General features: G+C 74.4%; 21 protein-coding genes. 12 read left to right on the top strand and 9 right to left on the bottom strand.

The genetic code is table 11. The annotated features are described in order from the left end of the window. Genes HEK131_RS11650 through HEK131_RS11640 form a run of 3 tightly spaced genes read right to left on the bottom strand, consistent with a single transcriptional unit; the run spans nucleotide 1 to nucleotide 2,062 of the window. Nucleotides 1-387 (bottom strand): hypothetical protein, encoded by a 387-nt coding sequence (locus tag HEK131_RS11650; RefSeq protein ID WP_244334741.1) that lies wholly within the window; start codon nucleotides 385-387, stop codon nucleotides 1-3. Between the two features lie 41 nt (nucleotides 388-428). Further along, on the bottom strand, nucleotides 429-1,139 hold the full coding sequence (locus HEK131_RS11645) for an ABC transporter permease subunit (RefSeq protein ID WP_244334739.1): 711 nt from the start codon (nucleotides 1,137-1,139) through the stop codon (nucleotides 429-431). Between the two features lie 2 nt (nucleotides 1,140-1,141). Next, entirely contained in the window at nucleotides 1,142-2,062 is a 921-nt protein-coding gene (locus tag HEK131_RS11640) for an ATP-binding cassette domain-containing protein (RefSeq protein ID WP_244334737.1), read from the bottom strand. 107 nt (nucleotides 2,063-2,169) lie between these two features. On the opposite strand from HEK131_RS11640, the gene HEK131_RS11635 reads away from it, so the two are divergent. The 3 genes from HEK131_RS11635 to HEK131_RS11625 all read left to right on the top strand — a co-directional run bounded on the left by HEK131_RS11635 (nucleotide 2,170) and on the right by HEK131_RS11625 (nucleotide 5,238). Beyond that, a complete protein-coding gene (locus HEK131_RS11635; RefSeq protein ID WP_244334735.1) occupies nucleotides 2,170-3,324 on the top strand; it encodes a sensor histidine kinase in 1,155 nt (384 codons plus the stop codon). A gap of 33 nt (nucleotides 3,325-3,357) precedes the next feature. Beyond that, complete coding sequence (locus HEK131_RS11630) at nucleotides 3,358-4,011, top strand: response regulator transcription factor (RefSeq protein ID WP_244334733.1); 654 nt, start codon at nucleotides 3,358-3,360, stop codon at nucleotides 4,009-4,011. A 75-nt stretch (nucleotides 4,012-4,086) separates the two neighbouring features. Beyond that, nucleotides 4,087-5,238 (top strand): ROK family transcriptional regulator, encoded by a 1,152-nt coding sequence (locus HEK131_RS11625; protein ID WP_244334732.1) that lies wholly within the window; start codon nucleotides 4,087-4,089, stop codon nucleotides 5,236-5,238. 64 nt (nucleotides 5,239-5,302) lie between these two features. Here HEK131_RS11625 and HEK131_RS11620 read toward each other — a convergent pair whose 3' ends face one another. Both HEK131_RS11620 and HEK131_RS11615 read right to left on the bottom strand, forming a co-directional pair. Beyond that, entirely contained in the window at nucleotides 5,303-6,061 is a 759-nt protein-coding gene (locus tag HEK131_RS11620; RefSeq protein WP_244334730.1) for a GntR family transcriptional regulator, read from the bottom strand. A gap of 155 nt (nucleotides 6,062-6,216) precedes the next feature. Next, on the bottom strand, nucleotides 6,217-7,131 hold the full coding sequence (locus HEK131_RS11615; RefSeq protein ID WP_217460557.1) for an RNA polymerase sigma-70 factor: 915 nt from the start codon (nucleotides 7,129-7,131) through the stop codon (nucleotides 6,217-6,219). 151 nt (nucleotides 7,132-7,282) lie between these two features. Here HEK131_RS11615 and HEK131_RS11610 point away from each other — a divergent pair, with 151 nt between their 5' ends. From HEK131_RS11610 to HEK131_RS11600, 3 genes are all read left to right on the top strand, one after another. Beyond that, a complete protein-coding gene (locus HEK131_RS11610) occupies nucleotides 7,283-8,056 on the top strand; it encodes an alpha/beta fold hydrolase (protein WP_244334728.1) in 774 nt (257 codons plus the stop codon). A 111-nt stretch (nucleotides 8,057-8,167) separates the two neighbouring features. Beyond that, nucleotides 8,168-9,013, top strand: a complete 846-nt coding sequence (locus tag HEK131_RS11605) for an alpha/beta fold hydrolase (RefSeq protein WP_244334726.1) — start codon at nucleotides 8,168-8,170, stop codon at nucleotides 9,011-9,013. A 291-nt stretch (nucleotides 9,014-9,304) separates the two neighbouring features. Next, the gene (locus tag HEK131_RS11600; RefSeq protein WP_244451992.1) at nucleotides 9,305-10,654 is read left to right on the top strand and encodes a GNAT family N-acetyltransferase; all 1,350 of its coding nucleotides are present in this window, start codon (nucleotides 9,305-9,307) and stop codon (nucleotides 10,652-10,654) included. Between the two features lie 76 nt (nucleotides 10,655-10,730). Here HEK131_RS11600 and HEK131_RS11595 read toward each other — a convergent pair whose 3' ends face one another. Then, entirely contained in the window at nucleotides 10,731-11,930 is a 1,200-nt protein-coding gene (locus HEK131_RS11595) for a trans-sulfuration enzyme family protein (protein ID WP_244334724.1), read from the bottom strand. Nucleotides 11,931-11,989: 59 nt separating this feature from the next. Between HEK131_RS11595 and HEK131_RS11590 the strand changes: the two genes are divergently transcribed. The 6 genes from HEK131_RS11590 (at nucleotide 11,990) to HEK131_RS11565 (ending at nucleotide 18,010) form a co-directional block, all read left to right on the top strand. After that, entirely contained in the window at nucleotides 11,990-12,475 is a 486-nt protein-coding gene (locus HEK131_RS11590) for an Lrp/AsnC family transcriptional regulator (protein WP_217460553.1), read from the top strand. 53 nt (nucleotides 12,476-12,528) lie between these two features. Beyond that, on the top strand, nucleotides 12,529-14,217 hold the full coding sequence (locus tag HEK131_RS11585; RefSeq protein ID WP_244334722.1) for a DUF885 domain-containing protein: 1,689 nt from the start codon (nucleotides 12,529-12,531) through the stop codon (nucleotides 14,215-14,217). A gap of 91 nt (nucleotides 14,218-14,308) precedes the next feature. Further along, a complete protein-coding gene (locus HEK131_RS11580; RefSeq protein ID WP_244334720.1) occupies nucleotides 14,309-14,980 on the top strand; it encodes a hypothetical protein in 672 nt (223 codons plus the stop codon). Nucleotides 14,981-15,087: 107 nt separating this feature from the next. Next, nucleotides 15,088-15,348, top strand: coding sequence for a ferredoxin (locus HEK131_RS11575; RefSeq protein WP_217460550.1), 261 nt, complete (start codon nucleotides 15,088-15,090; stop codon nucleotides 15,346-15,348). Next, nucleotides 15,338-16,729 carry an NAD(P)/FAD-dependent oxidoreductase gene (locus HEK131_RS11570; RefSeq protein ID WP_244334718.1) on the top strand — a complete coding sequence of 464 codons (1,392 nt, stop codon included), beginning with the start codon at nucleotides 15,338-15,340 and terminating at the stop codon, nucleotides 16,727-16,729. The genes HEK131_RS11575 and HEK131_RS11570 overlap by 11 nt, the downstream gene beginning before the upstream one ends. A 45-nt stretch (nucleotides 16,730-16,774) precedes the next feature. Then, on the top strand, nucleotides 16,775-18,010 hold the full coding sequence (locus HEK131_RS11565) for a cytochrome P450 (RefSeq protein WP_217460548.1): 1,236 nt from the start codon (nucleotides 16,775-16,777) through the stop codon (nucleotides 18,008-18,010). A 4-nt stretch (nucleotides 18,011-18,014) separates the two neighbouring features. Here the strand turns inward: HEK131_RS11565 and HEK131_RS11560 are convergent, their stop codons facing one another. The 3 genes from HEK131_RS11560 to HEK131_RS11550 form a co-directional block, all read right to left on the bottom strand. Beyond that, a complete protein-coding gene (locus tag HEK131_RS11560) occupies nucleotides 18,015-21,005 on the bottom strand; it encodes an AAA family ATPase (RefSeq protein ID WP_244334716.1) in 2,991 nt (996 codons plus the stop codon). After that, nucleotides 21,002-22,165, bottom strand: a complete 1,164-nt coding sequence (locus HEK131_RS11555; protein WP_244334714.1) for an exonuclease SbcCD subunit D — start codon at nucleotides 22,163-22,165, stop codon at nucleotides 21,002-21,004. Before HEK131_RS11555 ends, HEK131_RS11560 begins: the two co-directional genes overlap by 4 nt. 79 nt (nucleotides 22,166-22,244) lie before the next feature. Next, nucleotides 22,245-22,871, bottom strand: a complete 627-nt coding sequence (locus HEK131_RS11550) for a YigZ family protein (protein ID WP_244334712.1) — start codon at nucleotides 22,869-22,871, stop codon at nucleotides 22,245-22,247. Nucleotides 22,872-22,945 lie beyond the last annotated feature (74 nt).

Genomic DNA, 22,945 nt, shown 5'->3' with positions numbered 1-22,945 from the left:
CTAGGGCGGCGGCGTACGGGTGACCGTGGCGAGAAGGTGTATCGCGTCCGCCTCGTCCCGGTCGGCCACGCCGACGGCCAGCCACACCTCTTCCGTCCGCCACACGTCGAGTTCGTCGGTGCGCAGGCAGAGGGTGGCCCAGGGCTCGGGTATGCGCTCGCCCCGCGAGAGCCGGAGGCGGAGGGTGAGCTGACCCCAGGGAGGTGCTTCGCCCCAGCGGGCACCGAGGCGCTGGGCCATCGCCTCGCGCAGGGCGTGGAAGTCGTCCGAGGCCGTTCCCGGCCGGCCGGTCTCCAGCTCCACGGTGTGGTGTCCGGCCCCGCCCGGCGGGAGGTCCCGCGCGCGGAGCCGGTCGATGGCGGCCAGATGCCGTGCGACGACGTCCATGTGTTCCAGTAAAGCGGCGACCACTGACAATTGGCGGCGCGTCAGGCGTCCCGGCGCCGCACGCACCACGCGCCCGCCCCCAGCGCCGCCGCCGTCCACAGCGCGGTCACGGCGAGCCCGCTCCAGGGGCCGAGCGGTCCTGCGGACGTGCTGTGCAGGGCGAGTTGGCCCGCCCGGTCGGGCAGGTGGTCCGCGGCACCGGAGTCGAGGTCGCCGACGACGAAGGACACGATCAGCAGGAACGGGATCAGCAGCCCGAGCGTGCCGACACCGCTGCGCAGCACGGCGGCGAGCCCTGCGGCGAGGAGGGCCATCAGCGTCAGGTACAGGGCGCAGCCGACCGCCCCGCGCAGCCCCTCGGCCCAGCCCGGCCCGGACTCCCCCACCGTCGCCCTGCCCACCGCGAGCGTCACCAGCCCGGTCAGCAGGCCCACGGCGAGCACGGGCAGCGCGACGGCGACGGCCTTGGCCGCGAACCACCGCGTCCGGTCGGGCACCGCGGCGAGCGTCAGCCGCAGCGCACCGCCCCGGTACTCGCCGGCCACCGCCAGGGCACCGAAGGCGACGGCGGCGACCTGGCCGAGGCTGACGCCGAAGAACACCGAGAACAGCGGGTCGGAGCGGTCCGGCTCGGCGGCGGCGACCGCCGAGAAGGCCACGGTGACGACGAGGACCGCGGCCAGGCAGCCGAGCAGCGACCGCAGCGTACGGATCTTGATCCACTCGGCGTGCAGCACGGGGACGAACGGCATGGTCAGACCTCCTGCGGCTGTGCGGTGAACTCGGCGTCGGCGGCGGTCAGATCGAGGTACGCCTCTTCCAGGCTCGCCTCCTGCGCCGCGAGTTCGAGTACGGGCAGCCCTGCCTCGGCCAGCAGATGCCCGAGTTCGTCCCCGCGCGCGTGACGGACGGTCCACGTGCCGTCCGCCGCGCGCTCGCCCTCGTGCCCGTGCCGGGCGAGGAGCGCGCCGAGCGCGTCGGCGTCGGTGGTGCGGACCCGGACACAGGGGCGCACGCGGGCGTCGATGAAGGCCCGTACCGGGGTGTCGGCCAGCAGGCGGCCCCGGCCGAGGACGACCAGGTGGTCGGCGAACGCGGCGGTCTCGCCCATCAGATGGCTGGACACCAGGACCGTACGGCCCTCGGCGGCGAGAGCGCGCAGCAGGGAGCGGACCCAGACGATGCCCTCGGGGTCGAGGCCGTTGGCGGGTTCGTCGAGCAGGATCACCTCGGGGTCGCCGAGCAGCGCGGCGGCGATGCCGAGGCGCTGGCGCATGCCGAGGGAGAAGGTGCGCACCCGGCGCCGGGCCACGGAGGCGAGGCCGGTGCGCTCCAGCACCGTGCCGACGCGGGCGGCCGGGAGGCGGTTGCTCACGGCGAGGGCCAGCAGGTGGTCGTGGGCGGTGCGGGAGCCGTGGGCGGCGCGGGCGTCCAGCAGGGCGCCCACCCGGCGCAGCGGGTCGCGGAGTTCGGTGTAGGGGCGGCCGCCGAGGGTGGCGGTGCCGGAGGTGGGGCGGTCGAGGCCGAGGACGAGGCGCATGGTGGTGGACTTGCCGGCGCCGTTGGGGCCGAGGAAGCCGGTCACCCGGCCGGGGCGGACGGTGACGGTCAGGCGGTCGACGGCGCGTCTGCCGCCGTACTCCTTGGTGAGGTCCCGCAGTTCGATGCTGGTCATGGGACGAGCCTGGCCGGGCGGGCGGCCGTGCGCCTCCCCCGCGGGCGGGGACCGGCTCCCCCGTGCGGGGGAGGCCGGGGCCGGTGCCCGGCTGCGACGATGGCGGCATGGTCCGCTTCCTGCGCCCGCTGCTGCGCGGGACGACGTACACGCGTCTGCTGCATCTGTGGGTGCCCATGCTGAGCGTCGCGTTCTGGATGTTCATCGACCCGAGGACACCGTGGGCGCCCGCGCTGTTCCTGGTCCCGCTCGGGCTGGTCGCGGCCGTGCGGCGGGGCGAGGGCGTGCAGGCGCGGCTGCTGCTGACACCCGGCGAGGCGGAGCCCGGCATCTCCGAGGCCCCGGCGGCCTCTTGGCGGGACCGGGGCCGCACGCTGATCTGGCTGGAGCTGCGGATGGTGCTCGGCGCGGCGGCCATGTTCGCCACGGTGTGGCTGCCGGTCCTCTCCTTCGAGCTGGCGAAGTGCGCCTGGGGTGAGCCGCCCGCCGACGTCCCCTTCCTGGACGCCCTCGCGCCGCACCGGGCGTACGCCCTGCTGGCCCCGCTCCCCCTGCTCGCGCTGTACGGCGTCGTGCTCGGGCTGGGCGCGCTGATCACCCGGTGCGCGCGGTGGCTGCTCGGACCGTCGGCCGCCGAGCGGCTGGCCGCGCTGGAGGAGCGGACCGAGCAGCTCCTCGAACGCACCCGGATCGCGCGGGAGTTGCACGACTCGATCGGGCACGCGCTGACCGTGGCCGTGGTGCAGGCGGGGGCCGCGCGGGCGGCCGGCGACCCGGAGTTCACCGGGCGGGCGCTGGCCGCCATCGAGGAGACGGGCCGGGCCGCGCTGGAGGATCTGGAACGGGTTCTCGGGGTGCTGCGTGAGGCGGAGCGGCCGGTGAGCGCCCGGCCCACGCTGGCGGACGCGGGCCGTCTGCTGGAGTCGGCGCGGGCCTCGGGAGCGAAGGTGGACTTCGAGGTGACGGGCGCGGTGGAGTCCCTGCCGGGCCCGGTGTCCCGCGAGGGCTACCGCATCCTCCAGGAGGCGCTGACGAACGTGCTGCGGCACGCGGGCGCCGTCCCGGTGCGGGTACGGGTGACGGTCACCGGGCGTGAACTCGCCCTGGAGATAAGCAATCCGCTCCCGGCCGCCCTTTCCACCGGCAGAGGCGGCAGCGGGCTGCGCGGGATACGGGAACGGGCCGCGCTGCTCGGCGGCGACGCCCGTACCGGCCCGGAGGCGGGCGACTGGCTGGTGCGGGCGGAGCTTCCGCTGGGCTGATCCACCACGGGGGAAAGGCCCTACGCTGGCCGGATGCCGGTCACCGTACTTCTCGTCGACGACGAACCCCTGGTCCGCGCCGGTCTGCGGGCCGTCCTGGGGGCGCAGCCCGACATCGAGGTGGTCGGCGAGGCGGCCGACGGTGCCGCCGTCATCCCGCTGGTGCGGAGCCTGCGGCCGGACGTGGTGGCGATGGACGTCCGGATGCCGCTGCTGGACGGCATCGAGGCCACCCGCGCGGTGCTGCGCACGGTGCCCGACCCGCCCAAGATCCTGGTCGTGACCACCTTCGAGGACGACGAGTACGTGTACGAGGCGCTGCGCGCCGGCGCCGACGGGTTCCTGCTGAAGCGGTCCCGGCCGGAGGAGATCGTGCACGCGGTGCGCCTGGTCGCGGCGGGCGATTCGCTGCTGTTCCCCGCCTCCGTACGGCAGTTGGCCGCCCGGTACGCCGATGGGCGGGCGGCCGGTGAGCCGCTGTCGGCGGCCCGGCTGACCGAGCGCGAGGCGCAGGTGCTGCGGCTGATGGCGCGGGGGCTGACCAACGCGGAGATCGCGGCGCGGCTGGTCCTCGGGGCGGAGACGGTGAAGTCCCATGTGAGCGCCGTACTGGCCAAGTTGGGTGCGCGCGACCGCACCCAGGCGGTGATCGCCGCCTATGAGTCGGGCTTCGTCGCACCCCGGTGACCGCCCGGCCCTCGCCGGGGTGGGCCGGGCCGAGTACGATCCGCCCCACACGCCCGCGAGCTGGGAGGACGGACCGTGGGGCAGTTGACCGGTGGTGATCCCTCGCTGCTGCGAAGGATCAATTCCGCGGTGGTGCTGCGCGCGCTGCGCGAGACCGACTGCGCGACGCTCACGGAGATCACCCGGGCCACCGGGCTGTCCCGGCCGACCGTCGAGGGGGTCGTGGAGGGCCTGGCAGAGGCGGGGCTCGTGGTGGAGCGGGCGGCGGAGGAGGGCACCGCGCGCCGTCAGGGGCGGCCCGCGCGCCGGTTCCGGTTCCGGGCCGAGGCGGGGCATCTGCTGGGGCTGGAGATCGGGGCGCACCGGGTGGTCGCGGTCGTCTCCGACCTGGACGGGCGGGTGCTGGGCACGCAGACCAGGGAGGTCGACGAGAAGGCGCCGGCCGACGAGCGGCTGGAGAAGCTGCGCGCGACGGTCGCCGAGCTGCTGCGGCGGGCCGGGGTCGCGCGGGTATCGCTGCGCGCCGTGGGCGTCGGCACACCGGGCATCGTGGAGGCTGACGGAACGGTTCGCCTGGGCACGGCGCTGCCCCAGTGGACGGGCCTGCGGCTGGGCGAACGGCTCAGCCGCTCCTTCCGGTGCCCGGTGCTGGTGGAGAACGACGCCAACGTGGCCGCGGTGGCCGAGCACTGGCAGGGCGCCGCGAAGGACACCGACGACGTGGTGTTCGTGCTGGCCGGGCTGAGTCCGGGCGCGGGCTCGCTGATCGGCGGCCGGCTGCACCGGGGGTACGGCGGGGCGGCCGGGGAGATCGGCGCGCTGCACCTGCTGGGGCGGGAGGCGACCCCGGAGGCGCTGCTGTCCACCACGGACGAACCGCTGCCCCCGCTGGACGAGCAGGCGGTCACCCACGTCTTCGCACTGGCGCGGGAGGGCGACGACTCGGCGCGGGCGGCGGTGGAGCGGTTCATCCAGCGGCTGGTGCACGACGTGGCCGCGCTGGTGCTCGCGCTCGATCCGGAGCTGGTGGTGGTAGGCGGCTGGGCGGCCGGTCTGGACGGCGTCCTCGACCCGCTCCGCCGCGAGCTGGCCCGCTACTGTCTGCGGCCCCCCGCCGTGGCGCTGTCCCTGCTGGGCGAGACGGTCGTGGCCACGGGCGCGCTGCGGCTGGCGCTGGACCACGTGGAGCGGCAGTTGTTCGCGGTCGAGGGTGCGGTCGGGGCGTGAGCCGGGTCCGGTGAAACGCCGGACGCCCCGGTGGAGTTCCGGGGCGTCGGGTCCCTGCGCGGTCTCAGGAGGCGCGGCGTTCGGGGTCGTGGTGTATCTCGACGTCCGGGGTGTCGCCGAAGGTGAGGCGGCAGGTGTCGGCGCGATAGGTGGCCACACCGAGCGCGGCGGTACGTCCCCGGGCCGTGAACCGGGTGGTGACGACGAGGACGGGCGAGCCGGGCAGCCGGTCGAGTTCCTTGGCGTCCTCGGCACCCGCCGAGCCGAGTTCCACCGCGCGGTCCTGGCCGTCGAGTTCGAGGCGCTGGAGTTCGCGCAGCACCGCACGCGCGCGGGCCGGCCCCGAGGGCGCGTCGATCGCGCTGAGTTCGGGCACCGAGGCGGCCGGCACGTACAGCAGCTCGGTGGCGACCCGGCGCCCGTGCGACATCCGGGACCGGCGCACGAGGTGCACCTCGTCCGCACCGGTGCCCAGGGCCGCGGCGACGGAGGCGGGCGGTACGGCCCGCTCGCAGTCCATCGGCTGCCAGGCGTCGTCGCCCGTGCCGGGCCAGGTGTGGCGCCCGGTGCCGAGGGCGACGCCGACGCGCGGCGGCGCGACGGTCGTACCGACGCCCCGGCGGCGCTGCAGCCGTCCCTCCAGCTCCAGTTGCTCCAGCGCCTGCCGGAGCGTGGCGCGGGCGACGCCGAACCGGGCGGCGAGATCGCGCTCGTTCGGCAGGATCTCGCCGACCGAGAACTCGGAGTCCAGTGCCTCGCTGAGCACGGTCTTGAGATGCAAGTACTTCGGTTCCGGCACCGTTTCCAGTTGCGTGGTCCCCACCCTGTCCTCCGCAAGAGCCGTGGTCCGGCGGTTTTGGCGCCCTTGTTTATTAAAGGTTGTTGCAGTTCTTTGCGACCATAGGGCGGCCCTGATGCTTGGTCAAGACCAATTGTCCCATCCCTGCCCACTCGCCCGGTGCCCTGGTGACCGAGCGTTCACATGGAGTTCGCACGCCCCGGAGGTCCGTCCCCGGCGAGGACGCGCAGCTTGTCGGGGTTGCGGATGATGTAGACGGCACTGATCGCGCCGTCGGTGATGCCGAGCTGGAACAGGGTGTCCGGCCCGCCCTCGGACAGCACGAGCACCGCGACACCGCCGTTCACCTCGATGTACCGGGTCGTCATGCCGGGCAGCGGGTTCTTCAGGGCGACGCCCGCCAGGAAGCGCGCCACCTTGTCCGCGGTGAACAGCACGCGCACCGGCGCCTTGGCCTTGCCGCCGCTGTCGCCGACCAGGCGGGCGTCCGGAGCGAGCAGGGACATCAGCCCGTCGAGGTCACCGTCCGTGGCGGCGGCCAGGAAGCGCTCGGTCAGCCTCCGGCGCTGGGCGGGATCGACGTCGTAGCGCGGCCGGCGCTCCTCGACGTGTCTGCGGGCCCGCCCCGCCAACTGCCGTACCGCCGGCTCGCCCCGGTCCAGCAGCTCGGCGATCTCCGCGTACGGGTAGCCGAACGCCTCGCGCAGCACGAACACGGCGCGTTCCAGCGGGGACAGGGACTCCAGCACGACGAGGACGGCGAGGGAGACGGAGTCGGCGAGCAGGGCCCGGTCGGCGGTGTCCGGGACGGTGTCGCCGAAGTCGGTGGTGTACGGCTCGGGCAGCCAGGGGCCGACGTACGCCTCGCCGCGCGTCTTGACCTGGCGGAGCCGGTCGAGGGCCAGCCGGGTGGTGACGCGGACCAGGTAGGCGCGGGGCTCGCGGACCTCGGCGCGATCGGCTCGGGACCAGCGCAGCCAGGCGTCCTGCACCACGTCCTCGGCGTCCGCGACGCGGCCCAGCATGCGGTAGGCGACGCCCGTCAGGAGCGGCCGGTTCTCTTCGAAGACATCGATCGCGGTCTCGGTCGTCACGACCCCCATCCCATCCCGGTACACCCGCCGGTGTCCAGACGAATTCGGTCGTTCCTGGCGCGTTCCGGATCACGGCGGGGCGGGGCGCCCCGCGGGGCCGCGCCGGGACTAAGATCGTCCGCTCGTACGCCGTGCAGCAGGGGGAATCGCCGTGAGTGTCCGTGACGCCGTCGTCACCTCCGAGGGTGACCGCATCCGCTGGGTGGAACTGCCGGGGAGCGACGCGCCCCGGGTCCATCTGCACGGGCTGGGGGCCACCGCACCCGCCTACTTCGCCGAGGCCGCGGCCCATCCGCTGCTCGCCGGCCACCGCACGCTGCTGGTCGACCTGCTCGGGCACGGTCTGAGCGACCGGCCGCAGGAGTTCGACTACAGCCTCGAGTCGCACGCCGACACGCTGGCCGCAGCGCTGACCGAGGCCGGGGTGACGGGCGCAGAGGTGATCGCGCACAGCATGGGCGGTTCCGTCGCCGTCGTGCTGGCGGACCGGCACCCGGAGCTGGTCTCCCGGCTGGTGCTGATCGACGCCAACCTCGACCCGGTCGACCCGGTGGAGGGGGCCCTCGGCAGCAGCGGCATCGCGGCCTGGGCCGAGGCGGAGTTCGTGGACGGCGGGTGGGAGGAGATCCGCGACCGGGTCGGCCCGTTCTGGTGGGCCACCATGCGCCTGACCGACCCTACGGCGCTTCACCGCAGCGCGGTGGGGCTCACCCGCGGCACCGTGCCCACCATGCGCGAGCTGCTGGTGCGCTCGCGCATCCCGCGCACCTTCCTGTACCCCGAGGCCGACGGGCCGCTGCCCGGCGAGAACGGCCTGCGGGAGGCCGGGGTGTCCGTGGTGGCGGTGGCGGACTGCGGCCACAACATCATGCTCGACGCGCCGGAAGCCTTCGCGAGCCTGGTCGCGGCGGCGCTCGCGGCCTGACGGCACACGGGTTCCGCGACACGGCACCGGGGGCTACCCGCCGGTAGCCATTGCTGACAAGCTGTCTACGGCGTCCGTCAGCAGTCCGGCAGTGCGATTGAGGTGTTCCCTATGACCGCCACCGTCTCCTTCAAGGTTCCCGTCCCGGCCGGGACGAAGGATGTGACCGTCTCGTACCAGCGGGTGGGGCGGGGTGATCCGCTGGTGCTGCTGCACGGCATCGGGCACCACCGGCAGGCGTGGGACCCGGTGGTGGACATCCTGGCCACCGAGCGCGAGGTGATCGCCGTGGACCTGCCCGGCTTCGGCGCCTCGCCGGGCCTGCCGAACGGCCTGACCTACGACCTGCCGACGACCAACTCCGTGCTGGGCTCGCTGTTCGAGGCGCTGGAAATCGACCGCCCGCACGTGGCCGGGAACTCGCTGGGCGGCCTGCTCGCCCTGGAGCTGGGCCGGGCGAAGGCCGTACGGTCCGTCACCGCGCTGGCGCCGGCCGGGTTCTGGACCGAGGCCGAGCGGCGCTACGCCTTCGGGGTGCTGCTCACCATGCGGGGGCTCGCCCAGCGGCTGCCCCTGCCGGTGGTGGAGACGATGTCGCGCAGCGCGGTCGGCCGCACCGCGCTGACCAGCACCATCTACCGCCGCCCCGCGCGCCGGGCCCCGGAGGCGGTGGTCGCCGAGACACTGGCGCTGGCCGGGGCGACCGGGTTCGAGGCGACGCTGCGGACCGGCAACACCGTGCGGTTCACCGACGCGCTGCCGGGTGTTCCGGTCACCGTGGCCTGGGGCGAGCACGACCGGATCCTGCTGCGCCGCCAGGGCGTACGGGCCAAGCGGATCATCCCGCACGCCCGGCTGGTCCGGCTGCCCGGCTGCGGGCACGTCCCGATGAACGACGACCCGGCTCTCGTCGCCCGCGTCATCCTCGACGGCAGCAGCCGACCGGCAGGTCTCTGACGTCCCGTACCCTCGAAGGCGTGTCGCGCACCGGCGTCATCCCCCGGAGCGCGGCACGCCAAGTGCTGTGTCCAGCAGACCTTCTGACGAGCCGTCCGTCGTTCTGTCCGATGGTAGAAAGCGCGACGAACTCGGGCACAAGCACGCTTAACCCATCGGTCACAGAGCGTTCGTGATCACGCAACACCATTCCTGCACAGTGGCCGCATGACTGCGGACATCTCTCGAACGAACCGGACCTCGAACCGGAAATCGGCGCGGAACTCGGCCCGGACCAAGCACGGGCGGCCCGTGCACCACTGGCGGCGCGACCTCGTCGAGCTCGCGGCGCTGTTCACGGCCGTCGCGGTCGCCGACGGGGTGGCGAACCTGATCGGACACGGCCCCGACGGCCCCGCACTGCTGCTGATCTCGGCGCTCACGCTGGCCGCGACGGCCGGCTTCCACACCTGGTGGGCACGGCGCCATGTGCACGCACCGCCCACCGGCGACACCGGCGATACCGGCGCCCGGCCGAGCGCGCACGCGCACGCGGCCGGGCCGTCCGAGCAGGCCGCGACCGGCGTCCTGTGGCGGATGCGGACGACCGTACGGGACGAACCCGGCTCGCTGGCCGCGCTGTGCACGGCGCTGGCCACCCGCCGGGTCGACATCCTGAGCCTGCAGACCCACCCCCTGGCCGACGGCACGGTGGACGAGTTCCTGCTGCGGGCGCCGGACTCCCTGGTGGCCGCCGAACTGACCCGCGTGGTCGCGGAGTCGGGCGGCAGCTCCACCTGGACCGAGCGGGCCGACGCCCACGATCTGGTCGACGCCCCCACCCGCATCCTCGGCCTCGCCACCCGCACCGCGCTCGACGCGGCCGAACTCCCGCTGGCACTGCGCCAGTTGCTGGGCCGCTGCACGATCCGTTCGCTGCCCGTCGGTACCGGCGGCGAGCCGGTGCCGGCCGAAGGGGTGCTGGAGGACACCGTGCTGCGCCTGCGGGCACCGGGCGGTGGCGTGCTGAGCGTGGAGCGGCCGTATCTGCCCTTCACCCCGACCGAGTTCGCGCGGGCGCGGGCGCTGGTGGAGCTGGACAGCCGCCTCGGCCCGCGCATCCCGCGCGCGCGGGACGTGCTGACGCTGCCGGAGGGCAACGCCATCACCGTGCGCCGCGTCGACACCGGGGACCTGGACGCGGCCAGGGCGATGCACGAACGCTGCTCGGAGCGCACCCTCGATCTGCGCTACCACGGCCCGGTCCGGGACGCCGACCGCTACCTGAACCACCTGCTCAGCCCGCGCTTCGGCCGCACCCTGGCCGCGCAGACCGCGTCGGGCCGCCTGGTGGCCCTCGGCCATCTGCTGTGGGACGGCGAGGAGACCGAGGTCGCCCTGCTGGTCGAGGACGACTGGCAGCGGCGCGGCGTCGGCACCGAACTGCTGGAGCGGCTGGTACGGATGGCGACGGACGCGGGCTGCGCGAGCGTGTACGCGGTGACCCGGTCCGCCAACACCGGGATGGTCGCGGCGATGCGCGGCCTCGGGCTGCCCCTGGACTACCAGGTCGAGGAGGGCACGCTCGTCATCACCGCCCGCCTGACGCCCACCCGCTCCGGCGCCCCTCGGGTGAGCGGCGGCGAGCAGATCCGGCTCTGAGGCCATGAGCGTGGCGGACGGCCCGGCGGTGACCAGCCGCCGGGCCGTCGTCATGTGATCCCCCGTGCGGGACGCCTCAGTTGACGGCCTCGTGCAGCGGCACAGGCACCCGCACCGGCTCCCCGAGCGCCCCGGACAGGTCCGCCCACAGGTCGTCGGCGTCCTCCAGACCGACCGAGAGCCGCAGCAGCCGGTCGCTCACCCCGGAGTCGTGCCGGTCGGCGCTGTCCACGATGCGGTGGCTGATGGACGCGGGATGCTGGATGAGGGTGTCGACGCTGCCCAGGCTGACCGCCGGGGTGATCAGCCGGACGCGGGCGATCACCTCGTGCGGGTCGCCGTGCACCTCGAAGGCGACCATCGCACCGCCCAGCTTCGGATAGTGGACGCGGGCCACGCGCGGGTCGTCGGCGAGCCTGCGGGCCAGCTCGGCGGCGGTCGCGGAGGCCGCGCGGACCCGGACCGGCAGCGTGGGCAGCCCGCGCAGCAGCAGATAGCCCGCCAGCGGATGCAGCACCCCGCCGGTGGCGAACCGTATGCGCCGCAGTTGCCCCGCGAACTCCTCGTCGCAGGCCACCACTCCGGCCATCACGTCACCGTGGCCGCCGAGGTACTTGGTGGCGCTGTGCAGCACCAGCCGCGCGCCGTGCTCGGCGGGGCGCTGCAGCACGGGCGTGGCGAAGGTGTTGTCGACGAGCAGCGGTACCGAGCCGCAGGAGTGGGCGACGGCCCGGAGGTCGACCTCGGTGAGGGTGGGGTTGGCCGGGGACTCGACCAGCACGAGACCGGTGTCGGGGCGCAGCGCGTCCGCGATACCGGCCGGGTCGGTCCAGGTGACCTCGGTGCCGAGCAGCCCGGCGGTGAGGAGGTGGTCGCTGCATCCGTACAGCGGGCGGACGGCGACCACATGGCGCAGGCCGGCCGCCGACCGGGCGAGGAGGACCGCGCTGAGCGCGGCCATGCCGCTGGCGAACGCGACGGCGGACTCGGTGCCTTCGAGCCGGGCGAGCCCGGTCTCGAAGCGGGCGACGGTCGGGTTGCCGAGCCGGGCGTAGACGGGCTGCCCCTCGGGGAGGATGCCCTCGGCCGCGAAGGCGTCGATGCGGGCGGCCTCTTCCCGGCTGTCGCGGGAGGGGTAGGTGGTGGACAGGTCGATGGGCGGGATGTGCAGGCCCTGTGCGGCCAAGTCCTCCCGTCCGGCGTGCACGGCCTCGGTGGCCAGTGCCCTGGTCGCGGTGCGTACGGTGTCGGCGGCGCCGTTGCTGCTCGAATCCATGACCGAAGGGTGAACACCGGACGGGTCCAGGTGGCTAGGAGCCGTGTTACGTTCGGCCGATGGACGCCTCCGTCGTACTGGATCCGGTGGATCTGCATCTGCTCCGGCTGCTGCAGAACGACGCCCGGACCACGTACCGCGATCTCGCCGCGCGGGTGGGGGTGGCGCCCTCGACCTGTCTGGACCGGGTGGCCCGGCTGCGCCGGTCGGGTGTGATCCTCGGCCATCGGCTGCGGCTGGACCCGGCGAAGCTGGGGCGGGGTCTGCAGGCGTTGCTGTCGGTGCAGGTCCGGCCGCACCGGCGGGAGCTGGTGGGACCGTTCGTGGAACGCATCCGGGCGCTGCCGGAGGCCCGGACGGTGTTCCATCTGACCGGCCCGGACGACTACCTGGTGCATGTGGCGGTCGCCGACATGGCCGATCTCCAGCGGCTGGTGCTCGACGAGTTCACCTCCCAGCGCGAAGTGGCGCGGGTGGAGACCCGGTTGATCTTCCAGCAGTGGGAGTGCGGGCCGCTGCTGCCGCCCGGTCATGCCGAGAGCTGAAATGGCCGGTGCACGGGTGACGTGGACGCGCTCTCGGTATCAGGATGGGCGCCATGTCCGACACCAAGAGCTTGCTGCCCCGTCAGGTCGCCGACGCCTACGTCGACGGCCTCATCGCACTCGATCCGGTCACCGGCACCTACCTCGGCGTACGGGAGAGTTCCAGCCGGCTGCCCGACTACTCCCCCGCCGGCCAGGCCGCGCTGGCCGGCCTGGCCCGGACGACGCTCGCCGCGCTGGACGAGGCCGAGCGCCTGCCCGGCGCGGACAGTGACGCCGAGCGCCGCTGCGGACGGCTGCTGCGGGAACGGCTGACCGCCGACCTGGCCATGCACGACGCGGACGAACACCTGCGCGCGGTCGGCAACATGCACACGCCCGGCCACTCGGTGCGGGACATCTTCTCCGTGACCCCGGCGGAGACGGACGAGGACTGGGCGGCGATCGCCGAGCGGCTGCGCGCGGTCCCGGCCGCCTACGAGGGCTACCGCGCCTCCCTCGCGCTGGGCTTGGAGCGCGGACTGTACGCGGCGCCCCGGCCGACGGCGACCTTCGTCGGGCAGCTCACCGAGTGGGCGGACACCGGCGAGGGGCGCGGCTGGTTCGAGGACTTCGCCGCCGCCGGTCCGAAGGCGCTGCGCGCCGAGCTGGACGAGGCCGCCCGCGCGGCGACCGCCTCGGTGGCCGCGCTGCGCGACTGGATGCGGGACGTGTACGCCCCGGCCGTCGCGGGCGCCCCGGACACGGCGGGCCGGGAGCGGTACGCCCGCAGCGCCCGGTACTTCAACGGCACCGACCTGGACCTGGACGAGGCGTACGCGTACGGCTGGTCGGAGTTCCACCGGCTGCTGGGCGAGATGGAGAAGGAGGCGCAGAAGGTGCTGCCGGGCGCCGGGACGCCGTGGGTGGCGCTGGCGCACCTGGACGAGCACGGCCGGCACATCGAGGGCGTGGACGAGGTCCGCGAATGGCTCCAGGGCCTGATGGACCGGGCCATCGCCGACCTGGACGGCACGCACTTCGAACTCGCCGAGCGGGTACGGCGGGTGGAGTCCCGTATCGCCCCGCCGGGCGGCGCCGCGGCCCCGTACTACACGGGTCCGTCGGAGGACTTCTCCCGGCCGGGCCGGACCTGGCTGCCGACCATGGGCGAGACCCGGTTCCCGGTGTACGACCTGGTCTCCACCTGGTACCACGAGGGCGTCCCGGGCCATCACCTCCAGATCGCGCAGTGGGCGCACGTCGCCGAGGACCTGTCGCGCTACCAGGCCACGGTGGGCATGGTCAGCGCCAACGCCGAGGGCTGGGCGCTGTACGCGGAGCGGCTGATGGACGAGCTGGGCTACCTGGCCGACGCGGAGGAGCGGCTCGGATATCTGGACGCGCAGATGATGCGCGCGGTCCGGGTGATCATCGACATCGGCATGCACCTGGGTCTGGAGATCCCGGCGGACTCCCCGTTCCACCCCGGTGAGCGGTGGACGCCGGAGCTGGCCGAGGAGTTCTTCCGGGCGCACAGCAGCCGCCCGGCGGACTTCGTGGTGAGCGAGCTGACCCGCTATCTGACGATGCCGGGCCAGGCGATCGGCTACAAGCTGGGCGAGCGGGCGTGGCTGACGGGCCGGGAGCGGGCGCGTGAGCGGCACGGCGACGCCTTCGACCTGAAGGCGTGGCACATGGCGGCGCTGTCCCAGGGTTCGCTGGGCCTGGACGACCTGGTGGACGAGCTGTCCCGGCTCTGACTCGGCCGTACGGCCCTGTCGCGGTGGCGCGTCCCCCGTACCGGCTGCTTGCTGGTGCGGGGGACCGTCGCTCGCGGGAGGTGGGCCGTTCATGCAGCGCAACAGGCCGGGTCGGCGGGCGCTCGAGACGCCTCGGGCGGCCGGGCTGGCCGGGGTGGTGTTCGCGCTGCTGCTGGCGGCGACGATCGTGCTGATGCGGCTCGGCATCCCGGAGGGGGCCGACGCGGCCGGCGCCGGGGCGTTCACGGACTCGGCGCGGCGGGACGCGGTGCGTACGGCGCTGGCGCTGATCCCGTTCGCCGGCATCTTCTTCCTGTGGTTCCTGGGCGCCGTGCGCGCCCACGTGGGCGATGTGGAGGACCGGTTCCTGGCCACCGTGCTGCTGGGCAGCGGGCTGGTCTTCACCGCGACCCTGTTCGGCGCGGCCGCCTCGGCCTCGGCGGTGCTGGCCCTGGCGCGTCCGGCCGGTGCCGCGCCCTCGCCCGCCGCCTGGGACTTCGGCCGCCATTTCGCGTACACGCTGATGACGGACTACGCGATGCGGATGGCGGCCGTCTTCGTGTCGTCCATGTCGGTGATCGGCAAGCGCATGGGTGTGCTGCCGCGCTGGCTGACAGTGGTGGGCGCCGTGAGCGCGCTGCTGCTGCTCTTCGTCTCCTCGAACGTGCCCTGGGCCGAACTGGTCTTCCCCGCCTGGTCGCTGCTGCTCAGCATGCACATCCTGCTGGTCGGCGGGCGTCGGCGGCGGGTGAGGCTGTCCTGACCCGCTCACCCGATCGGCGGGCCCCGGCGCGCGGCCCGCACCCCGGCGCGCCGATGCTTGCGTTCGGGGGACGACCGGAGCAGACCACCGGAAAGGGCGGAGCGTCGATGCGGATCGTCGTCGATCTCAACAAGTGCCAGGGATACGCCCAGTGCGCGTTCCTCGCCCCCGACGTCTTCACCATGCACGGCGAGGAGGCGCTCCTCTACGACCCGCGCGCCGCCGACGAGCACCGCGACGCGGTCGCGCGGGCGGCCGCCGCCTGCCCGGTGCAGGCGATCACGGTGGAGGGCCTGCACCAGGGCGCCCCCGCCGAGCCCGAGCAGGTCCTCACCGGTGCTCCCTGGGAGCCGCGCGATGGCCGCTGACTACGTGGACTGGCTGCGCCGCGAGGGCCGGATCGTGATCGTCGGCGCCTCGCTGGCGGGGCTGCGGGCCGCCGAGACGCTGCGCGAGGAGGGCTTCACCGGTTCCCTCACCCTCATCGGCGACGAACCGTACGAGCCCTACGACCGGCCGCCGCTGTCCAAGTCGGTCCTGCTGGGCAAGGCGTCGCCCGAGCACACCGAGCTGCCCCGGCGCCGGGAGCTGGACGCCGAGTGGCGGCTCGGCGTACCGGCGGCGGGGCTGGACCTGACGGGCAAGCGGGTGCTGCTCGCGGACGGCGAGGAGGTGGACTACGACCGGCTGCTGATCGCCACCGGTGTGCGCGCCCGCCCCTGGCCGGTGCCCGAGGAGGCGGAGCTGGACGGCGTGTTCGTGCTCCGCACCCGCGACGACGCGACCGCCCTCACCGAGAAGCTGCGGGCGGGGGCGCGGCGGGTGGTGGTGATCGGGGCCGGGTTCGCCGGGTCCGAGGTCGCCTCCGCCTGCCGGGAGATGGGCCTGGAGGTCACGGTCGCCGAACGCGCGGGCGCCCCCCTGGTGGGCGCCCTCGGCGGGGTGATCGGGGCGGTCGCCGCCGAACTCCATCTGGAGAACGGCGTGGACCTGCGCACCCGGGTCACCGTGACCGCGCTGGAGGGCGACGCGATGGGCAGGGTGCGCGCGGTGCACCTGTCCGACGAGAGCGTGGTCGAGGCGGACGTCGTGGTGGTCTCGCTGGGGTCGATGCGCAACACCGAGTGGCTGAGCGGTTCGGGGCTGGGGGCGGGGCCGCGCGGCATCGCCAGCGACGCGGGCTGCCGGGCCTTCGACTTCCGGGGGATCGTCACCGACGATGTGTTCGTCGCCGGTGACGTGGCCCGCTCCCCGCATGCCCTGTTCGGCTACCAGTTCCTGTCGCTGGAGCACTGGGGCAACGCGGTGGCACAGGCGGAGACGGCCGCGCACAACATGATCTGCCCCGCCTCCGACCGGCGCCCGCACATGTGGATGCCCGCCTTCTGGTCCTCGCAGTTCGGGGTGAACATCAAGTCGGTGGGCGTACCGCCCATGGGCGACGAGCTGATGATCATCCAGGGGTCGACGGCCGAGCGCCGGTTCGTCGGCGTGTACGGCTTCAAGGGCCGGGTCGTGGCCGCCGTGACCTTCGACAACGCGCGCTGGCTGGAGTACTGCCAGCGGCAGATCGAGCAGGGCGCGCCGTTCCCGGTGGAGTACCCCACGGTGGACCGCCGCCCGGAGGGGCGGCAGCCGGTCGCGGCGGACTTCCCCGACCCTTCCCTGCCGACCCACGGCCCGACCGTGACCCTCAGCGGCTACTCACCGGCCGACCGCCGTCTGGTCTTCACCCCCGGCCACCACTGACCGCCGTCCGGCCCCGCTGCCGCGCCCGAGCCCCTAGGACCTGTCATGACGCAACCCTCGCTGGTGGCCCGGATCACCGACTTCGCCAACCGCGCCGACCCCTACCCGCTCTACGCCGAGCTGCGCCGCACCCCGGTGCTGCACGAGGAGGAGGGCGAACCGTACGTCATCAGCTCGTACTGGGACATCGAGAGCCTGCTGCACGACCCCCGGATCAGCTCCGACGCGGCCAACATGACGGCGGCGGGCGCGGACGAGCTGCAGTCGGAGAGCACCGGGCTGCCGCCGTCGTTCATCCGGCTGGACCCGCCGGAGCACGACCGGCTGCGGCGCATCGCCAACAGCGCGTTCGGGCCGCCGCACGAGCCGCGCCGGGTCGACGACATGCGGGGCGAGCTGCACACGATCGTCACCGAGCTGATCGACGGGTTCGCGGGCCGGACCGAGGTGGACCTCGTCGACCAGTTCGCGTACCCCTTCCCGGTGACGGTGATCTGCCGGCTGCTCGGGGTGCCCCGCGAGGACGAGCCGAGGTTCCGTTCCTGGGTGGACCCGCTGGTGGCGAGCCTCGACCCGGAGACCCGGCAGAGTGCGGGCCCCGAGTTCGTGCAGGCCGCGCAGGAGGCGCGCACCCAGCTCGGCATGTATCTGGCCGGACTGGTGGAGGAGCGGTCCAAGGACCCGCGCGACGACATGCTCTCCGACCTGGCCGCCGGGAAGGGGCCGGACGGCGCCATGACCATGATGGAGGTGCTCAGCACGGCCGTGCTGCTGCTGATCGCCGGTCATGAGACCACCGTCAACCTCATCACCAACGGGATGCTGACCCTGCTGCGCCACCCGGAGTACCTGCAGCGGCTGCGGGAGGACCCGGAACTGGCGGTCAACATCGTGGAGGAACTGCTGCGCTACGAGCCTCCGGTGCAGCTCGTGCCGCAGCGCACCTGCATCACCGACATCGAGGTGCGCGGGGTGACGATCCCCAAGGGCTCGCGGATCTGGCTGATGCTGGCTGCAGGCAACCGGGACCCGGAGCGCTTCAAGGACCCGGAGCGTTTCGACCCCGACCGGGACGACCTCCAGCACCTCGGGTTCGGCAGCGGAATCCACAGTTGCTTCGGCGCCCCCGTGGCCCGGCTGGAGACGCAGATCGCCCTGGCCGAGCTGGCCCGGCGGCTCCAGGACCCGCGTCTGGTGGCGGACCCGCCGCCGTACCGGCCGAACGCGGTGCTGCGCGGCCCGCGCCATCTGACGGTCACCTTCGACGGCCTCAACCCCTGACGCCTCAGGCACCGCGCCGGCGCAGCGACGACCCCGTCCGGTCCTTGACTACCTCCAGTTGGGCGTGGATGCGGCGGCGCAGGTCGCCGACGTGGCTGACGATGCCGACGCTACGGTCGCGTTCACGCAGGGAGTCCAGGACGTCGAGGACCTCGTCGAGCGTCTGGTCGTCCAGGCTGCCGAAGCCCTCGTCGATGAAGAGGGTGTCGAGCCGGACACCGCCTGCCTCGTCGGTGACGACGTCGGCGAGGCCCAGGGCGAGGGCGAGGGAGGCGAAGAAGGTCTCGCCGCCGGACAGGGTCGCGGTGTCCCGCTCCCGGCCGGTCCACGCGTCCACGACATGCAGGCCGAGACCGCTGCGCCCGCGCCCGCTGCGGTCGTCGGAGTGGACGAGGGTGTAGCGCCCGGCGGACATCAGCCTGAGGCGTGCCGTCGCGGCGGCGGCGACCTGCTCCAGGCGGGCGGCGAGGACGTAGGACTCCAGGCGCATCCGGCGTTCGTTGTCCGCGCTGGTGCCTGCCGCGAGGGCGGCGAGCCGGGCCACCCGGTCGTACTCCTCGCGCAGCGGGGCGAGGCGGCGGGCGCCGTCCTCGGCGCGGGCGGAGAGCCGGTCCAGCTCGGCCGTGCGACGGGCGGCCTCGTCGCGGGCGGAGGCGGCTTCCCGCAGCCGTCGCTCGGCACCGGCGGCGCGCTCTCCCGCTGCGACGAGGTCGGCGGGGGCGTGCCGGGAGGCCGCCACCGTCTCGGGCTCGGCGAGGACCGCGCGTACGGCGGACTCCTCCGACTGCCTTTCGTCCAGGCGGTGTTGGAGTGCGCGGTGGGTGGCGGGGTCCAGCAGGGCACCGGCCGCGGCGCTCGGGGTGTCGAAGCCGGCGCGGTAGGCGGCGTCGGCGAGGCGGGCGTCGGCTTCCTTCAGGCGTACGGCGGCTTCCTCGGCGGTTCGGGCGGCGTCGGCGGCCTCGGTGAGCACGGCCGCCAGCCGCTCCAACTGCGCGGCACGGGCGGCGACGCTCTCGGCGGCTCCGCGCGCCCGCGTCAACTCGGCTTCGAGGGTGGTCTGTTCACCGTCGAGTGTGTCGCGCCTCGTCAGCCGGGCGGCGGCCCGGACTGCGGACTGCTGGCGCGACTGGAGCCGCTGCTCGCGCTCCGCCTCGGCCCGGCGCAGCTCCTCGCGCGCGGCGTGCAGGGCGGAGGCGCCCTGGCGGGCCTGCTCGAACTCGCGCTCCAGCTCGGCGACTTCGTCCGCGATCCGGTCGGCGGGGGTGTCCCCGGCCTCGGCGGTGACGGCGTCCAGCGCGGCTCGCAGTTCGGTGCCGCGTTGCTTGTGCTCGCCGTGCTCCCGCTCGGCCTCCTGGTGCTCCTCGAAGGCGTGCTGCTCGGCCTCGCGGTCGACGTGTCCGGCGTCCTTGCGGGCCGGGGCGGGGTGCTCGGTGGCGCCGCAGACCGCGCAGGGCGCGCCGTCGGTGAGGTGGGCGGCCAGCTCGGCGGCGATGCCGGTCAGGCGCTGTTCCTTGAGGTCGAGCCAGCGCCCGCGCAGGTCCTGGGCGCGCTGACCGGAGTCGAGGGTCTGACGCTCGGCGGCCGTGAGGTCCGAGGTCAGCCGGTCGCGGCGGCGGGCCGCGTCCAGCCGCCGCCGGGCGGGCTCGCGCCGGGCGGCGAGGGCCTCGGCACGGGACGCGGACTCCTGGGCGGACTCGATACGGGTCTGGAGGGCCGCGCGGGCGGCCTCCCAGCCGTCGAGCCACGCGTCCGCCTCGCGGGCGGTGTCCTCGTCCTCGCGCTCCTCCCGGTCGAGGCCGTCGCGTTCGGCGAGCAGTCCGGTGAGCCGGTGCTCGGCGCGGCGGGCGGAGGCGAGGCCGCCCAGCTCCTCGGCAGCGCGCCGGGCGCCGGCCGCGAGACCGGGGGCGCCGGAGTCCGCGTGATCGTCGGGCAGGGCCCGCCGGGCGTCCTCCTCGGCCTGGACGGCCCGCCGGTGCGCCCGCTCGGCGTCCTCGCGCAGCTCCAGCGCGGGCGCCACGTTCTCCGCCTTGCGGCCGCGCTCCATGCGGGCCCGCGTCTCCTCGTACTCCCCGGCCCGCTCCGCGAGACGCGCGGCGCGCTCCCGGGCCTCGGCGAACCGGTGCTGGAGCCGGGCGATGTCGCGGGTGCCGGCCAGCTCCTCCTGGGCGCTGCCGTGGGCCGACTCGGCGGCGGTGAGTCGGCAGTGGGCCACGGTGAGGCGTTCGCGGGCGGTGCTGCGGGCGACGGCAGCGGCCGCGAGGACGGCGACGGCGAGACCCGGGTCGCCGGGCGCGAGGTCGGGCAGCTCCATGGCGTCACCGGCCGCCTGCTGCATGCGGTGGGCGTCGGCGAGCAGGGCGGTGTCGCCCTCGCGCACCCGTGCCTCGGTGGCGCGCCTGCGCTCCGCCAGCCGCTTCTCCACGTCGGCGAAGCGCCGGGTGTCGAAGAGGCGACCGAGGAGCTTGCCGCGTGCCTCGGCGTCGGCGCGCAGGAAGCGGGCGAAGTCGCCCTGGGGCAGCAGGACGACCTGGCAGAACTGCTCGCGGCTCATACCGAGGAGCTGGGTGATCTCCTCGCCGATCTCGTTGTGCGAGCGGCTGAGGTCCTTCCAGGCACCGCGCACGGCGTCGTACTCGCGCAGCCAGGTCTGGGCCTTGTCGAGGGTGGTGCCGGTGCCGCGCTTCTTGGGCCGTTCCCAGGGCGGCTGCCGGGTGATCTCCAGCCGGCGTCCGGCGACGGTGAGTTCGAGCCGGACCTCGGTGCGGGTGCGGGGGTCGGCGTGGTCGCTGCGCAGGTGGGTGCCCTGGCCGCCCTGCCGGGCGCCGGGGACGGAGCCGTAGAGGGCGTAGCAGACGGCGTCGAGCACGGAGGTCTTCCCGGCGCCGGTCGGGCCGTGCAGCAGGAACAGTCCGGCGGCCGAGAGGGCGTCGAAGTCGACGCTCTGGGCGCCGCCGAAGGGCCCGAAGGCGGTGATGTCCAGCCGGTGCAGCCTCATCGGGCCACCTCCCGCACCGCGTCGTCGGCGCGCACGGCGTCGAAGGCGTCGCGCAGCACGGCGGTCTCCCGCTCGTCGGGGGCACAGCCGCGCACATGGGCGACGAAGTCCTCGGCGATCTGCTGGTCGCCGCGTCCGGCCAGGCGCCGGGCGTAGGACACGGCGGGGTCGTCCTCGGCCCGCTCGGGGGCGAAGACGAGGCTGAGGGTGTGCGGGAAGCGGGCGGCGATCCGGGCCATGGGGTCGGCGGGGCGGACGGCGTCGGTCAGGGTGGCCTCGACCCAGGCGTCCTCGTGGCGGCTCAGCGCGGGGTCGGCGAGCAGCTCCTCCAGGGTGCCCCGGACCCGCGCGAGCGGGCGCGGCACCGGGCAGTCGAGGCGCTCGGCGGTGACGGCGCCCTCGGCGTCCAGGTCGACGAGCCACATGCTCTTGCGGTGGTCGGTCTCGGAGAAGGAGTAGGCGAGCGGGGAGCCGGAGTAGCGGACGCGCTCGCCGAGGGTCTGGCAGCCGTGCAGGTGACCGAGGGCGACGTAGTCCGCACCCGCGAAGATCCCGGCGGGGACGGCGGCCACTCCCCCGACGGTGATGTCCCGTTCGCTGTCGCTCGCCTCGCCGCCGGTGACGAAGGCGTGGGCGAGGACGACCGAGCGGGTGCCGGGCGCGCGGCCGGCGAGGTCGGCGCGGACGCGGTCCATGGCGGCGGCGAGGACGGCCTCGTGTCCGGCCTTCGGTACCGCGAACTCGTCCTTGACCAGGGCGGGTTCGAGATAGGGCAGGCCGTAGAAGGCGACGTCGCCGTGGTCGTCGGCGAGGACGACGGGCGTGCCGACGGCGGCCGGGTCGGTGCGCAGGTGGATGCCCGCGCGGTCGATGAGCCCGGCGCCGACACCGAGGCGGCGGGCCGAGTCGTGGTTGCCGGAGATCATCACGGTGGGCACGCCCAGCTCGGCGAGGCGGTGCAGCGTGTCGTCGAACAGCTCGACGGCGGCCAGCGGGGGGACCGCGCGGTCGTACACGTCTCCCGACACCACGACGGCGTCCACGGCCCGCTCGCGCACGGTGGCGACGAGGTGACCGATGAACTCGGCCTGGGCACCGAGCATGTTCACCCGGTGGAACGCCCGGCCGAGATGCCAGTCGGAGGTGTGCAGGAGTCTCATGGCTCCCGAGACTAACGGGAGGCTCGGACAACGCGCCCCGGTCACTGCGAATTTGGGCGTTATGCCCTATTGGTCCCAATCAGGCGTCGCCGTACGCCTCGCCGCCCAGCTCGAAGTCCGCCGAGCCCGCCGTCGCGTCGGCGAGCCACCCGCGGAAGGCGTCCACGTCGGCGTCCGGCAGGGCGATCTCGATGGCGACCGCCTCGCCGTAGCGCACGTCGCGGACCTCGCGGCCGGTGGAGCGCAGGTCGTTCTGCACCTTGCCCGCCCGCTGGTGGTCGACGGTCACCGTGGCCAGCCGGTAGCGGCGCCGGGTGCGGGTGCCGACGGCGTCCAGCGCCTCACCGACCGAGCCGCCGTAGGCGCGGATCAACCCGCCCGCACCGAGCTTCACACCGCCGTAGTACCGGGTGACGACGGCGACGACGTACCGCATGTCGCGGCGCAGCAGCATCTGGAGCATGGGCACTCCGGCGGTGCCGCCGGGCTCGCCGTCGTCGCTGGCCTTCTGGGTGGAGGCGTCGGCGCCGATCACGTACGCCCAGCAGTTGTGCGAGGCGTCGGCGTGCTCCTTGCGGATGGCGGCGACGAACTCCTGCGCCTCCCGCTCGGTGGCGGCCGGGGCGAGCGCGCACAGGAAACGGGAGCGGTTGATCTCGGTCTCGTGCACACCCGCGCGGGCCACTGTGCGGTACTCGTCCTGCATCCCGCCAGCCTATGCGGAGCGCCGAGCCCGCCCGTCCCCGGTGTGCGGGGGAGGATGCGGGGCACACGCGCTCA

Origin of the sequence: Streptomyces seoulensis, assembly GCF_022846655.1 — a bacterium.
Taxonomy (GTDB): Bacteria; Actinomycetota; Actinomycetes; order Streptomycetales; family Streptomycetaceae; genus Streptomyces.
This window is presented reverse-complemented; position numbering and strand designations above follow the sequence as displayed.